General features: G+C 49.7%; 15 protein-coding genes. 14 read left to right on the top strand and 1 reads right to left on the bottom strand.

Annotated features, from left to right (window positions below; genetic code table 11):
* Positions 1–95 precede the first annotated feature (95 nt).
* From DFR62_RS08080 to DFR62_RS08050, 7 genes are all read left to right on the top strand, one after another.
* The gene (locus DFR62_RS08080) at positions 96–857 is read left to right on the top strand and encodes a ParA family protein (RefSeq protein WP_068459477.1); all 762 of its coding nucleotides are present in this window, start codon (positions 96–98) and stop codon (positions 855–857) included.
* Positions 850–1,683 carry a ParB/RepB/Spo0J family partition protein gene (locus DFR62_RS08075; RefSeq protein WP_058382275.1) on the top strand — a complete coding sequence of 278 codons (834 nt, stop codon included), beginning with the start codon at positions 850–852 and terminating at the stop codon, positions 1,681–1,683. Before DFR62_RS08080 ends, DFR62_RS08075 begins: the two co-directional genes overlap by 8 nt.
* A 246-nt stretch (positions 1,684–1,929) precedes the next feature.
* On the top strand, positions 1,930–2,643 hold the full coding sequence (locus DFR62_RS08070) for a DUF554 domain-containing protein (protein WP_101192094.1): 714 nt from the start codon (positions 1,930–1,932) through the stop codon (positions 2,641–2,643).
* Between the two features lie 21 nt (positions 2,644–2,664).
* Positions 2,665–3,567 carry a mechanosensitive ion channel family protein gene (locus DFR62_RS08065; protein ID WP_241663065.1) on the top strand — a complete coding sequence of 301 codons (903 nt, stop codon included), beginning with the start codon at positions 2,665–2,667 and terminating at the stop codon, positions 3,565–3,567.
* Positions 3,568–3,582: 15 nt separating this feature from the next.
* Positions 3,583–3,783, top strand: coding sequence for a DUF951 domain-containing protein (locus DFR62_RS08060; RefSeq protein WP_058382277.1), 201 nt, complete (start codon positions 3,583–3,585; stop codon positions 3,781–3,783).
* 80 nt (positions 3,784–3,863) lie between these two features.
* On the top strand, positions 3,864–4,964 hold the full coding sequence (gene ychF / locus DFR62_RS08055) for a redox-regulated ATPase YchF (RefSeq protein WP_121299598.1): 1,101 nt from the start codon (positions 3,864–3,866) through the stop codon (positions 4,962–4,964).
* 127 nt (positions 4,965–5,091) lie between these two features.
* Positions 5,092–5,475, top strand: coding sequence for a gamma-glutamylcyclotransferase family protein (locus tag DFR62_RS08050; RefSeq protein WP_121299397.1), 384 nt, complete (start codon positions 5,092–5,094; stop codon positions 5,473–5,475).
* A 67-nt stretch (positions 5,476–5,542) separates the two neighbouring features.
* Here DFR62_RS08050 and DFR62_RS08045 read toward each other — a convergent pair whose 3' ends face one another.
* A complete protein-coding gene (locus DFR62_RS08045; protein ID WP_121299392.1) occupies positions 5,543–6,094 on the bottom strand; it encodes a DUF3267 domain-containing protein in 552 nt (183 codons plus the stop codon).
* Between the two features lie 165 nt (positions 6,095–6,259).
* On the opposite strand from DFR62_RS08045, the gene rpsF reads away from it, so the two are divergent.
* The 7 genes from rpsF to dnaB all read left to right on the top strand — a co-directional run bounded on the left by rpsF (position 6,260) and on the right by dnaB (position 13,056).
* Positions 6,260–6,547 (top strand): 30S ribosomal protein S6, encoded by a 288-nt coding sequence (rpsF, locus tag DFR62_RS08040; protein WP_068459466.1) that lies wholly within the window; start codon positions 6,260–6,262, stop codon positions 6,545–6,547.
* Between the two features lie 53 nt (positions 6,548–6,600).
* A complete protein-coding gene (gene ssb, locus DFR62_RS08035) occupies positions 6,601–7,095 on the top strand; it encodes a single-stranded DNA-binding protein (protein ID WP_058382281.1) in 495 nt (164 codons plus the stop codon).
* 52 nt (positions 7,096–7,147) lie between these two features.
* Positions 7,148–7,384, top strand: coding sequence for a 30S ribosomal protein S18 (rpsR, locus tag DFR62_RS08030; RefSeq protein WP_058382282.1), 237 nt, complete (start codon positions 7,148–7,150; stop codon positions 7,382–7,384).
* A gap of 914 nt (positions 7,385–8,298) precedes the next feature.
* The gene (locus DFR62_RS08025; RefSeq protein WP_121299597.1) at positions 8,299–9,252 is read left to right on the top strand and encodes a YybS family protein; all 954 of its coding nucleotides are present in this window, start codon (positions 8,299–8,301) and stop codon (positions 9,250–9,252) included.
* 14 nt (positions 9,253–9,266) lie between these two features.
* Entirely contained in the window at positions 9,267–11,243 is a 1,977-nt protein-coding gene (locus DFR62_RS08020) for a DHH family phosphoesterase (RefSeq protein ID WP_121299390.1), read from the top strand.
* Entirely contained in the window at positions 11,240–11,689 is a 450-nt protein-coding gene (gene rplI / locus DFR62_RS08015) for a 50S ribosomal protein L9 (RefSeq protein ID WP_121299388.1), read from the top strand. Before DFR62_RS08020 ends, rplI begins: the two co-directional genes overlap by 4 nt.
* 11 nt (positions 11,690–11,700) lie before the next feature.
* Positions 11,701–13,056: a replicative DNA helicase gene (dnaB, locus tag DFR62_RS08010; protein WP_121299386.1), complete on the top strand. Its 1,356-nt coding sequence runs from the start codon at positions 11,701–11,703 to the stop codon at positions 13,054–13,056.
* The last annotated feature ends 98 nt before the right edge of the window (positions 13,057–13,154 follow it).

Raw genomic sequence — 13,154 nt, 5'->3', positions numbered from 1 at the left:
ATTTGATACAATATAGAAATGGAAGCTGTCGCGGATAGCCATAGAGGCATTTCCGCAGTAAAATAAAGACAGTATCGAAGAAAGTTGGTGCACGTGTGGGTAGAACGATTGCCATCGCCAATCAAAAGGGCGGTGTAGGAAAAACAACTTCATCAGTTAATTTAAGCGCCTGTCTTGCATACTTAGGCAAGAAAGTGCTGTTAATAGATATCGATCCACAAGGCAATGCGACGAGCGGCGTCGGCGTCAATAAAGGCGATGTCGATCAATGCATTTATGAAATTCTCATTGACGATGTGGATGTCAAAGACACGATCATGGAAACGAAAGTTGAAAACCTTCATGTGGTGCCGGCGACGATTTCACTTGCCGGCGCGGAAATTGAACTGGTTTCGACTATTTCACGCGAAGCACGGCTGAAAAATGCCTTGGCAGAAGTAAAGGACTTATACGATTACATCATCATCGACTGTCCGCCATCACTTGGGCTGCTGACCTTGAATTCGTTAACTGCTTCAGACGGAATTATTATTCCAGTACAATGTGAATATTATGCTCTAGAAGGTTTAAGTCAGTTGTTGAGCACCGTCCGCTTAGTCCAAAAACACTTGAACCATGATCTGATGATCGACGGCGTGCTATTGACGATGTACGATGCACGGACCAATCTGGGCATGCAAGTCATCGAAGAAGTGAAGAAATACTTCCAGGACAAAGTGTATGACACCGTGGTTCCACGCAATGTCCGCTTGAGCGAAGCCCCGAGTCACGGAGAGCCAATCATCATCTATGATCCGAAGTCCCGAGGCGCAGAAGTTTATCTAGAATTGGCGAAGGAAGTGATTCGTAATGGCTAAAGGATTGGGAAAAGGCATCAACGCATTGTTTCCAGGAGAAACGGTCAACGAAACGGATAAAGTAATGCAGATCAAATTGACCGATATTAAAGAAAACCCGCATCAGCCGCGCAAAGTATTCGACCAGCAAGCACTTGAAGAACTTGCCGAATCGATTCGCGAGCACGGCATCCTGCAGCCAGTCGTCGTGCGGAAAAAAGGCGCAAAATTCGAACTGGTCGTCGGAGAACGCCGATTCCGTGCGGCGAAACTGTGCAAATTGAAAGAAGTTCCCGCCATCGTCAAAGATTTCAATGAACAGCAGATGATGGAATTGGCGATTCTCGAAAACTTGCAGCGCGAGGATTTGACGCCGATCGAAGAAGCGGAAGCCTACCAGAAACTGATGGATACATTGAATTTGACACAAGAGCAATTAGCGTTCCGGCTTGGCAAAAGCCGCCCGCATATCACCAACCATATCCGGTTGTTGACCTTGCCGAAAGACGTTCGCGAGCTCATTTCGGATAAAAAACTGTCGATGGGGCATGGCCGTACCTTGCTCGGATTGCGCAGCAAAAAGGATATTTCCGAGACGGCGCAAAAGGCGGTCAAAGAAGGATTGAATGTCCGACAGCTGGAGAGCTTGGTGCAGCGTTTAAACGACAATGTTCCACGTGAAACACCAGAAAAGAAAAAGGATATCTTTATAGAAGAAAAACAATCTGAGCTGCGTGACCGTTTCGGCACGAATGTCCAGATCAAAAAACAGAAGAACAAAGGCAAGATCGAAATCGAGTTTTTCTCAGAAGATGACTTGGAACGGATCTTGGATTTGCTGAAATAATATTTCAACCGGCATAGAGCGTATTTGGCGCTCATGGCGGGTTTATCCAAATGAACTGTGACATCGGTATGAAAACGGCCTATTTTCCGGAGACGGGGAATAGGCGTTTCTTTGAAGCGGGAGAAAGCCGTCGCAACGAGAATGGATCTTACGTAATGGCAACGCCGGCTTTTAAAACCCGAAAAAAGAGGGAGAAGAGCGGGGCGCTCTGCACATTCCGAAGCACGGGGAGGAAGGAGCTCGAATATGGTTCTTTGGGGAACATTGGTCAACGCGCTGTTAATTGTCATAGGAACACTGATCGGGCGGGCATTGCGCAATATTCCCGACAGGATGAAAGAGACGGTCATGTATGTCATTGGGCTTGTGGTCGTCGTGTTGGGCTTGCAAATGGGCTTCGAGAGCCAGAATTTCGTCATCGTCATCATCAGCCTGGTGCTCGGTGCGGTGATCGGCGAATGGGCAAGGCTTGAAGATAAATTGAATGCATTTGGCCGTTGGATTGAACGGATGCTTGGCACAAAAGAAAGCCAGGGCAGCCTGGCGCAAGGATTTGTCACCGCGACGCTGATTTTTGTCATCGGCGCGATGGGCATTATCGGCGCATTGGAGAGCGGCCTGAGCAACGAACACGGCGTTCTCGTCTCGAAAGGCATTATTGACGGCTTTACGTCAATCATCCTCGCTTCGACACTCGGCATCGGGGTTATGCTGTCGGCGATTCCGGTATTCGTGTATCAGGGTTTGATCGCTTTGTTCGCAACGCAGATCAGCCTGCTCATTCCGGAAGCGGCATTGGACTTGTTCATCACCGAAATGACGGCGACTGGCGGGGTCATGATTGCAGCGATCGGGCTTAATTTGATGGGTATTGTGAAGATCCGTGTAGCAAACTTATTGCCGGGGATCATTGTAGTTGCGTTTCTTGTCACGGCCGTGTTTAAATTCAATCTGATGTAAGTAACTAAAGAAGGTGTAGACGTGTTTTTTGAAAGAAGCGTTGTTGAGAGATTTGTCAATCAGATGACGACGAAGCTGCTGGATGAGGAAATGTGGTTAGACATTTCCGGAACGGCGCTGCGTGTCGTATTAATCGCTGTCGGTGCCTATATATTGACGCGTGTCATGCGGATCATCATCCGTAAGTCGTTTTCGGTCCGTTTAAGAGGGCCGATCAAAACGAATGGCCGCCGTCATCAGACTTTGTCGAAGCTATTGGAAAATATCGTTACATATGTCATTGGATTTATGGCGCTTGTCGCCATACTCGCAGCGTTCTCGGTCAACATCAGCGGGATTATCGCCGGTGCCGGGGTAGTCGGCCTCGCTGTCGGCTTCGGCGCACAGAACTTGGTGCGCGATGTCATCACCGGCTTCTTCATCATTTTTGAAGATCAATTTTCAGTGGGCGATTATGTCCGCATCAACCAAGCCGAAGGGACAGTCCAGGAAATCGGTTTGCGGACGACGAAAGTGCAAGCATGGACCGGCGAGCTGTTCATCTTTCCGAACGGCACAGTCACAGAAGTCGTCAATTTCTCGCTCCACAATTCGATTGCGGTCGTGGACCTGAGCGTTTCGCATGATTCCGACCTGGCAAAAGTGGAACGGTTGATTTTGGAATTTTTGGAAACGGTACAGCCTACTTACGAAGAAGTCATCAGCCCAGCCGAATTGCTTGGCGTGCAGAATATGACGGCGACGGAAGTAGTCATGCGCTTGACGGCTGAAACCTTGCCGATGCAGCATTTCGCCGTCTCCCGCCGAATGCGCCGTGATTTGAAAGAATTCCTCGATCAGCGCGGCGTCGAATTGCCTTATCCTCGCATGGTGGTCATGCATCGTGAGCCGGGTGATGCGGCAGCAATGAATGCGAATAAATGATGGAGGGACGCAGCCATGGAAATGAAGGAATTTGGGCTACATGATATTGTCGAGATGAAAAAAGGGCATCCGTGCGGAGCGAATGCCTGGAAAATTATCCGCATGGGCGCCGACATCCGCATCAAATGCGAAGGCTGCCAGCACAGCGTCATGCTGCCGCGGGCAGAGTTCAATAAAAAAATGAAAAAAGTATTGGTGAAGGCCGAGGCGGAATGAACAATGGACATTTCCGCCTCCTCTTTCTATAATGGAATGGTTGCAAAATTTGTGAGCGAAAAAGAAAGGTCGTGAATCCTTTGGCATTAACTGCAGGGATTGTAGGATTACCAAACGTGGGGAAATCCACATTATTCAACGCTATTACGAAAGCGGGTGCCGAAGCGGCGAACTACCCGTTCTGTACGATAGATCCAAACGTCGGCATCGTCGAAGTGCCTGATGAGCGCCTCGATAAACTGACGGAATTGGTCGAACCGAAAAAGACCATCCCGACAGCGTTCGAATTCACCGACATTGCCGGCATCGTCAAAGGCGCCAGCAAAGGGGAAGGGCTCGGGAATAAATTCCTTGCCCATATCCGCGAAGTGGATGCCATCACACAAGTGGTGCGCTGTTTTGCTGATGACAACATCACGCACGTATCGGGCGGAGTTGATCCGGTTTCTGATATCGAAGTCATCAACTTGGAGTTGGTGCTTGCGGATATGGAAAGCATCGAAAAACGCATTAGCCGCAACGCCAAGCTGTTGAAGCAAAAAGACAAAGACGCTGTTGCAGAAGAGCCGGTATTGGCGAAACTTCGCGAAGCTTTCGAAAACGGCGAATTGGCCCGTTCGATCGACTTCACGGAAGACGAGCTGAAAATCGCAAAAAGCTTGAACTTGTTGACGCTCAAGCCAATGCTTTATGTAGCGAACGTATCGGAAGATGAAATTGCCGATGCAGCGAGCAACGAATATGTCCAGCAAGTCCGCGATTACGCAGCTGGCCATGATTCCGACGTGATTGTCGTGTGTGCGAAGATCGAAGAGGAAATGGCAGAGCTTGACGACGAAGAGAAAGAAATGTTCCTCGAAGAGCTCGGCATCGAAGAGTCAGGGCTTGATCAATTGGTCAAAGCCGCTTATAACTTGCTCGGACTTGCCACTTACTTCACTGCCGGCGTGCAGGAAGTGCGTGCATGGACGTTCAAAAAAGGCATGAAAGCTCCGCAATGTGCGGGCATCATCCACTCCGATTTCGAACGCGGCTTTATCCGCGCAGAAACCGTCGCTTATGAAGAATTGGTGGAAGCCGGTTCGATGGCAGCGGCGAAAGAAGCCGGAAAAGTGCGCCAAGAAGGCAAGGAATACATCGTCAAAGACGGCGATGTCATGCTCTTCAGATTTAATGTATAAGGCTTACGCCTAATAGTTTATTGTCAGTCATTGCCATGGAAACAAGTTAACAACGGATTGGCGGCTGGAAAAGAATACCGAACCGGGTGCTTTTTGAGCATCCGGTTTTTTATGAGGAGGGAAACGAATGTATTTATTCGCATATGGCACCTTGAAAAGAGGCGGCAAATACCATTTCTATCTGGAAGAAGCGGATTTGGTGGCAGAACACGTAACAATTTCAGGAAGCTTGTATGATACGGGACTCGGCTATCCGGCGCTCGCTTTATCAGGGGACGATACTATCCACGGGGAGCTTTACGACATTCCGGATGTGTTGTGGCCGGCAATCAATGACCTGGAAGATTATTCGGGGAACGCAAAAACGGACATGTATGACCGCCTGACGATCGAGGTCGAAACCCAACGCGGCACAAAGCAAGCAATTGTCTATACGGCGAAAGCGGAGCGGTTGTTGAAGGAATATATCCCGGAAGGCGTATGGGATGTGGAACGGTCGTTTGCGAGATAAGAATTAAAAAGAAGGCACAGCAGGGAATTTGCTGTGCCTTCTTTTTAATTTGCGTGGATCCTGCCATTCATTCATCAAGGGGTGGGAAGCTGGAATAGACGTGGAGGCGGGGGAGTTTCGGGTCGTCCAATATCCACGCATCATTCGGCTCTTTGCGCAATTCATAGTACATGAGGAAGTCGCCGAACGCGCCGGCCGTCAGCATGGCGCCGAGCAGGACCAGCACTTGGTCGCCGGTCCAAAAGCCGATGATGCTTGGCAACACAGCCGTCATCCAGAACGGCAGCAGCAACACAGCACGCATCGCCCGGTTTTTCACGGGGCGGTCGCTCGTCGCATAAGCGATACCCAATTTTAAATTGAGGCCGTATTGAAGCGACGAAACCGGCACTTTACCGAAGGCGACAAAGCCGATCAAATGGAATAATTCATGCAGCACGATCAATAACGCATAACCACCCAAGAAATAAAGGATGCCGAACAGCGAAAAGCCGAAAGACAACGGCTCGCGGAACAGCTGATAGGCAAGTGCGAAAACGCCGACCAGCACAATATTGAACCACAGCGCTTTTGGCGCGATTTCTTCTATATTCAAATCGATGGTTTTATGCGGTTCCACAGGCAACACATCCCGAATTTTGATGCTTTCAGTATAGCCTAAATTACAACTTGCCGGAAGCCTGTGCGTATGCTACAATATGTTGATGTGAGTAATATTTATGATTGCTTGCTCCTTGCCCGCTGGAATCAGCAGGGCCCAAGTCCATAAGGAGGTGACAATACGATGAGAGAATATGAAGTAATGTACATTGTACGCCCGAACATTGAAGAGGACGCTAAGAAAGCTCTAGTTGAGCGTTTCAGCGAAATCCTAACTTCTAACGGTGCGGAAATCATCGAGTCGAAAGAATGGGGTAAACGCCGTCTGGCTTATGAAATCAATGATTTCAAAGAAGGTTTCTACCAGATCGTTAAAGCTAATGCTGAGACAGAAGCTATCAACGAGTTTACACGTCTTGCGAACTTCAATGAAGACATTATCCGCCACATGGCTGTACGCCTAGACGTATAAGCAACAAGCGGAATACAGATAATACACGACTTGAAAAAGGAGGTTGAATTCTGATGATCAACCGGGTTGTATTGGTCGGAAGACTGACAAAAGATCCCGATCTTCGTTACACGCCAAGCGGAGCGGCGGTGGCTCGTTTTACACTTGCTGTAAACCGGACATTCTCCAACGCGCAAGGTGAACGCGAAGCGGATTTTATCAATTGTACCGTTTGGCGCAAGCAGGCTGAAAACACAGCGAATTTCCTCAAAAAAGGAAGTCTCGCCGGTGTCGAAGGCCGCATTCAGACTGGCAGCTACGAGGGTCAAGATGGCAAGCGCGTTTATACGACGGAAGTGGTGGCGGACAGCGTTCAATTCCTTGAACCGAAAAGCGCCAACTCCGGATCTGGGGATCGTTCAAACGATCGCTCGTATGGACAGCAGCCGTCTTATCAACAGAACCAACCGTCTAGTCCAAGTCAGCAAAACAACACTCGTGTAGATGACGATCCGTTTTCAAGCGGAAGCGGGAAGATCGAAGTTTCAGACGACGATCTGCCGTTCTAAACCAGGCGCCCATCAGCGAATAGAAATCTGAAGATGAGGGAGGTAATTCGATATGGCACCACGTCGCGGAGGCAAGAAGCGTAAAAAGGTTTGTTATTTCACTTCAAACAACATTACACGCATCGACTACAAAGACACTGATTTGCTTAAGAAATTCATTTCTGAGCGAGGCAAAATTTTGCCACGTCGTGTTACGGGCACAAGCGCTAAATGGCAACGTCGTTTGACGATTGCAGTTAAACGCGCTCGTATCATGGCACTTCTACCGTTCGTAGCGGAAGAAAAATAAGATTGTCCAAAGAGGCCGGGAAACCGGCCTCTTTTTTATATGCTTTGGGAAGTTGACTAGATTAAAAAACTAAGATTACGCCGCAAAAAGCTTGTACTTGATGCTAGAGAAGTGAAAAGAAGTGAAAAGAAGTGAAAAGAAGTGAAAAGAAGTGAGTGGAAAAGCTTCTGCTTTTCGACTTCGTTGCAGGGGGCTGCTTGCCGTGGGGCGGGTGTTGAGCCAACGTGCCGCAAAGCGCGCGCCACGTTTGTCTCGCCAGCCCGCGCGGTCCCACAGGCGTCAGCCCCCTTTCACTCCGTCTCCAGTTTTAGAGGGGAAGGAATTTTTTTCTGTTCACTCGACAGAAAATGTGGAAATGCTTCCTGTTTTTCAGCTGAAGTTATCTTTGATGTAGAGAGGCTAGTTAGTTCTAATCCACCAACGTGCCAGACGCTGCATCCCGGGAAGCGATTTCCCCGCTAGCCGGCAACTAAATAAAGAAGCAGATCTACTTAAATGCACTCGACTCAAAGAAATCACTCAGCCGCCCAGCGTAAAAGGGTGAGCCGAAGCAGTAAGACAAGTGTTCTTCTTGGCTTATGGCAAGAGGCCAACCCAAAGCAGGGTGGCGAATAACAAGATGAAGCTTAAATAGAATGCTGAAACAGTTCGACAAGCAAATTCTCGCTACCTTGTTATATATTTTTCGAAAAAGCGATTCCTACACTTTATTTTCATCGACTGTTTCCATCCGCCGGTAAATCAGCGATAATGATTTTCTATAGGCGGCTATTGCCAGAGGGCAGGAACTTTTTTCTTCTCGAAACGGGGCGATAGGTGTACAGTGGGACAACCTCCCTTTTTTGTTCGGGAGATTGAATCATGGTACAATTATACGGATGAAATAAACCCGAAAGAAGATGAAAAACGCAGATATGCCTAACCAAAAGACACGTCAGTTGACGAATGGAGCCATGATGACGGCACTGTTTGCCGTCTTATTGGCTATTTCTGTATATGTACCGGTGCTGAGTTTGATCAGTACCTTGTTTTTGGCATTGCCGATTGCTTGGTATAGCGCCAAGTATCCGGTAAAGGCGTCGGCGCTGGTCGCAGTGGTCGGGGTCGTGTTAAGCTTTCTGATCGGCGGATTGCTGTCTTTGCCTTTGGCGTTGATCCACATTCCGCTGGGGCTCATGATTGGCCTGTCGATCCATTATAAAAAAAGCAAATTGTTCATGTTCATGGGTTCAAGTATCGTGCTATTGGTGTCATTGATGGTGCAGTATGTGGCGGCCATCGCCTTTTTAGGAATCAATTTCCTGGAGGAATTCATGGCAACCATGCGCACTTCGTATGAACAGGCGGGCACATGGCTCGAACGGCTTGGCTCACAATCGACGGAAGAGTACGAGGAGCTCGTGGCGCAGTTCATGCTGACCTTCGAGACCTTGTTGCCGACGCTATTGATTTTGTCGGTATTTACGACGGTATGGGTGTTATTGTTGATTCTATTGCCGATTTTGAAACGGCTTGGCATCGAAGTGCCGAAATTCCCGCCGTTCCGCGAGATGCGCTTGCCGAAAAGCGTATTATGGTACTACTTGATCGTCATTTTGGTGTCCTTGTTGTCGGATTTTGAGCAAGGGACCATGGCGTATTTGATTTTCGCGAATGCCTCGATGCTTCTGCAGTTCCTGCTGTTTTTGCAGGGGGTATCATTCTATCATTTCTATATCCACCAAGAGGGCTGGCCTCGCTGGGTGGTGGTCGTTGTGACGGTTCTTGCATTTCCTTTGCAGTCGTTTACGAGCATCATCGGGATTTTGGATCTCGGCTTTGACATCCGGGGCTGGATCAAGCGGGCGCACGAGTCTAAAGGAAAGTAAGGAGCTGAAGAGAAATGTCGGCTTTTTTCAGGAAACGTAATCTAAGATACCCATTGCTGGCATTGCTGGCTCTTGGAATGGCCGCTGTCATCCTCATCTCCCTTTGGTCGGAATGGGGCGCGGGCATTTTCGCCATCCTTTACGGGGCGGCAATCACCTCGGCGTGGGTACTGGAGAAGCGCAACTATGAAGAGACCGAAAAGCATATCGAAACGCTGTCCTACCGGATGAAAAAAGTCGGCGAGGAAGCATTGCTCGAGATGCCGATCGGGATTTTGCTGGTCAATGAAAATCAGCAAATCGAATGGGCCAACCCCTATATCACCTCGGCACTCGATTACGAGACGCTGATCGGTGAATCGGTTTACAGCTTGACGGAAGAATTTAACCAATTGGTCAAATCTGCCGAATCGAATGAAATGGTCATGTCGCTTGGCGGCCGCAAATACCGCGTCTACTACCGGGCAGATGACCGCTTGTTCTATTTGTTCGATATTACCGAGCAAGTGGAGATTGAAACTTTGTATCATGCGGACCGGACCGTCATCGGCATCCTGTTCATCGATAATTACGATGAATTGTCACAAGGGATGGACGATCAGGTGCGCAGTAATTTAAATAGCCTGGTGACGTCCTTGATCAACCGATGGGGGACCGATAACGGCATTTTCGTGAAACGGATTTCATCGGACCGCTTTATGGCAGTGTTCAATGAATCCATCTTGAAGCAATTGGAAGAAACCAAGTTCACAGTGCTCGATGACATCCGGGAAGTAACAGCGAAAGACAATATGGCGCTGACATTGAGCATCGGGGTCGGAGCGGGTTCCGCTTCCTTGATCGAACTGGGCGCCATGGCGCAATCGGGGCTGGATTTGGTGCTCGGGCGCGGCGGCGACCAAGTGGCGATCAAGCATCCGAGCGGCAAGGTCAAGTTCTACGGGGGCAAAACAAACCCGGTCGAAAAACGCACGAGGGTGCGCGCACGCGTCATTTCGCATGCGCTGCGCGATTTGATCCAGGAAAGCGACCAAGTCTTTGTCATGGGCCATAAAATGCCCGATATGGACTCGATTGGCGCCGCGGTCGGCGTTGCCAAAATGGCGGAAATGAACCGCGTCAAAGGCCGCATCGTCATCGACTTCGACGAATACGACCGCAGTGTCATGCGCTTGATGGAAGAGATCGAAAGCGATCCGGACTTGTTCGAGCGTTTCATTACCCCGGAAGAGGCATTATCGGAAATGACCGAGCATTCACTGCTCGTCGTGGTCGATACGCACAAACCGTCGATGGTCATCGATGAACGCCTGCTTCAGCGCATGGAGCGTGTCGTCCTGATCGACCATCACAGAAGAGGCGAGGAATTCATCACCAATACGATGCTCGTCTATATGGAGCCGTACGCCTCGTCTACAGCTGAGCTGGTGACCGAATTGATCGAATACCAGCCGAAACACGAAAAATTGACGATGCTCGAAGCGACAGCGATGCTCGCCGGGATCATCGTCGACACGAAAAGCTTTACGCTGCGCACCGGTGCAAGGACCTTTGAAGCGGCATCTTATTTGCGCTCGAACGGTGCCGATACTGTGCTCGTGCAGCGATTATTGAAAGAAGACCTCGATACGTACATCGAGCGGGCGAAAATCGTCCAGAGCGTGGAATTCGTCGGCGACGGCATCGCCATCGCAAAAGGCGAGCCAGGGCGTATCTACAGCCCCGTGCTGATCGCCCAGACGGCGGATATCCTGCTGACGATGAAAGACGTCAATGCATCATTCGTTATCGCAGAGCGGACAGAAGGCGGCGTCGGCATCAGTGCCCGTTCGCTCGGTGAAGTCAATGTACAGGTCGTAATGGAAAATCTCGGCGGCGGCGGCCATTTAACGAATGCAGCCACGCAAATGCCGGATGCAAGCATTGAAGAAGCGGTCGGGCAATTGAAGACCGTATTATCCGAAAATGATAGAGGGGGATCTGAAGAATGAAAGTGATTTTCTTGAAAGACGTAAAAAATGTAGGCAAAAAAGGCGATATCAAAAACGTGGCGGACGGCTACGCGAACAACTTCCTGCTGAAGAACAACTTGGCAGTGGAAGCGGACCAGGCAGCGATGAGCAAACTTGCCGGACAGCAGAAGAAACAGGAAAAAGAAGCGGAGCAAGAGCTGGATGAAGCGAAAGAGCTGAAAGAAAAACTTGAAGCTTTAACGATTGAACTGACAGCGAAATCCGGTGATGACGGGCGCTTGTTCGGCTCGATCACGACCAAGCAAATAGCGAAAGAACTTGAAAAGACCCATGGCCATAAAATCGACAAGCGCAAAATGGAGCTCGACGACGCCATTCGCGCGCTCGGCTACACGAATGTGCCGGTGAAATTGCATCACGACGTAACCGCGACATTGCGTGTGCACGTTACTGAAGAAGCGTAAGGGGAATAGATATGAACGAATCGATCGACCGCGTCCCGCCGCATAACCAGGAAGCTGAGCAATCCGTTATCGGGGCCATTTTCCTGGAGCCACAGGCACTTGTTTCCGTAGCGGAAATCGTCATGCCGGAAGATTTCTACCGCGTCGCCCATCAGAAGATTTTCCAGACGATGATCGATTTGACGGATCGCGGCAAAGCGGTGGACTTGGTCACGGTGACAGAAGAGCTATCGGTCAAGAAAGAGCTGGAAGATGTCGGCGGCTTATCGTATTTGACCGAGATCGCCAACGCGGTGCCGACAGCCGCAAACGTTGGGCATTACGCCCACATCGTAGAAGAGAAAGCCTTATTGCGCCGCCTCATCCGAGTGGCCACCACGATCGTCGAAGACGGCTTTACGCGTGAAGACGAAGTGGAAGCTTTGCTTGCGGAAGCGGAGAAGAAAATGATGGAAGTGTCGAGCCGTAAAAATGCGGGCGACTTTATCCATATCAAAGATGTATTGGTGAAAACTTACGACAATATCGAGCTTTTGCATACGCGTAAAGGCGATGTCACCGGCATTCCGACCGGTTTCCGCGATTTGGACAAAGTGACAGCGGGTTTCCAGCGCAACGATTTAATCATCGTTGCCGCCCGTCCGTCCGTCGGTAAGACGGCCTTCGCGCTCAACGTCGCGCAAAACGTCGCGACGAAGACCGAAGAAAATGTCGCGATCTTCAGTTTGGAGATGGGTGCAGAGCAGCTCGTCATGCGGATGCTCTGCGCAGAAGGTAATATCGACGCCCAAGTCATGCGGACCGGCGCGCTCCAAAATGAAGACTGGCGCAAGCTGACGATGGCGATGGGCAGTTTATCGAATGCCGGCATTTTCATCGATGATACGCCGGGTATCCGCGTCAACGATATCCGCGCGAAATGCCGCCGCCTCAAGCAGGAATACGGCCTTGGCATGATCATGATCGATTATTTGCAGCTCATTCAAGGACCCGGCAAGGCCGGTGAAAACCGCCAGCAGGAAGTATCCGATATTTCCCGTTCATTGAAAGGGCTGGCGCGTGAACTCGAAGTCCCGGTCATCGCCTTGTCGCAGCTGTCCCGTGGGGTTGAGCAGCGGCAAGACAAACGGCCGATGATGTCCGATTTGCGTGAATCCGGATCGATCGAGCAAGATGCCGATATCGTATCGTTTTTATACCGCGAAGATTATTACGATAAAGAAACCGAAGACCAGAACATGATTGAAATTATTATCGCCAAGCAGCGGAACGGCCCGACCGGCACCGTTAAGCTGGCGTTTGTGAAGGAATACAATAAGTTCGTAACCATCGATTGGGCTGACCATGAAGGCGGCGGCGATTTCTAGCACCATTATTAAACACGAACATTAAATGCAGACATGCATTTTGATGTTCGTGTTTTCTTTGATTTCATATTGACGCCGCGGCGCTCTATTGGTACAAT

This window comes from Planococcus citreus (assembly GCF_003664125.1).
In the GTDB taxonomy this organism is placed as follows: domain Bacteria; phylum Bacillota; class Bacilli; order Bacillales_A; family Planococcaceae; genus Planococcus; species Planococcus citreus.
This window is presented reverse-complemented; position numbering and strand designations above follow the sequence as displayed.

Excerpts from the sequence above, each read along its gene's own strand:
- rpsR (WP_058382282.1), top strand. The coding sequence starts at position 7,148 with ATGGCACCACGTCGCGGAGGCAAGAAGCGTAAAAAGGTTTGTTATTTC.
- DFR62_RS08050 (WP_121299397.1), top strand. The coding sequence starts at position 5,092 with ATGTATTTATTCGCATATGGCACCTTGAAAAGAGGCGGCAAATACCAT.
- DFR62_RS08075 (WP_058382275.1), top strand. The coding sequence starts at position 850 with ATGGCTAAAGGATTGGGAAAAGGCATCAACGCATTGTTTCCAGGAGAA.
- rplI (WP_121299388.1), top strand. The coding sequence starts at position 11,240 with ATGAAAGTGATTTTCTTGAAAGACGTAAAAAATGTAGGCAAAAAAGGC.
- DFR62_RS08025 (WP_121299597.1), top strand. The coding sequence starts at position 8,299 with ATGCCTAACCAAAAGACACGTCAGTTGACGAATGGAGCCATGATGACG.
- DFR62_RS08020 (WP_121299390.1), top strand. The coding sequence starts at position 9,267 with ATGTCGGCTTTTTTCAGGAAACGTAATCTAAGATACCCATTGCTGGCA.
- dnaB (WP_121299386.1), top strand. The coding sequence starts at position 11,701 with ATGAACGAATCGATCGACCGCGTCCCGCCGCATAACCAGGAAGCTGAG.
- ssb (WP_058382281.1), top strand. The coding sequence starts at position 6,601 with ATGATCAACCGGGTTGTATTGGTCGGAAGACTGACAAAAGATCCCGAT.
- DFR62_RS08070 (WP_101192094.1), top strand. The coding sequence starts at position 1,930 with ATGGTTCTTTGGGGAACATTGGTCAACGCGCTGTTAATTGTCATAGGA.
- DFR62_RS08060 (WP_058382277.1), top strand. The coding sequence starts at position 3,583 with ATGGAAATGAAGGAATTTGGGCTACATGATATTGTCGAGATGAAAAAA.
- rpsF (WP_068459466.1), top strand. The coding sequence starts at position 6,260 with ATGAGAGAATATGAAGTAATGTACATTGTACGCCCGAACATTGAAGAG.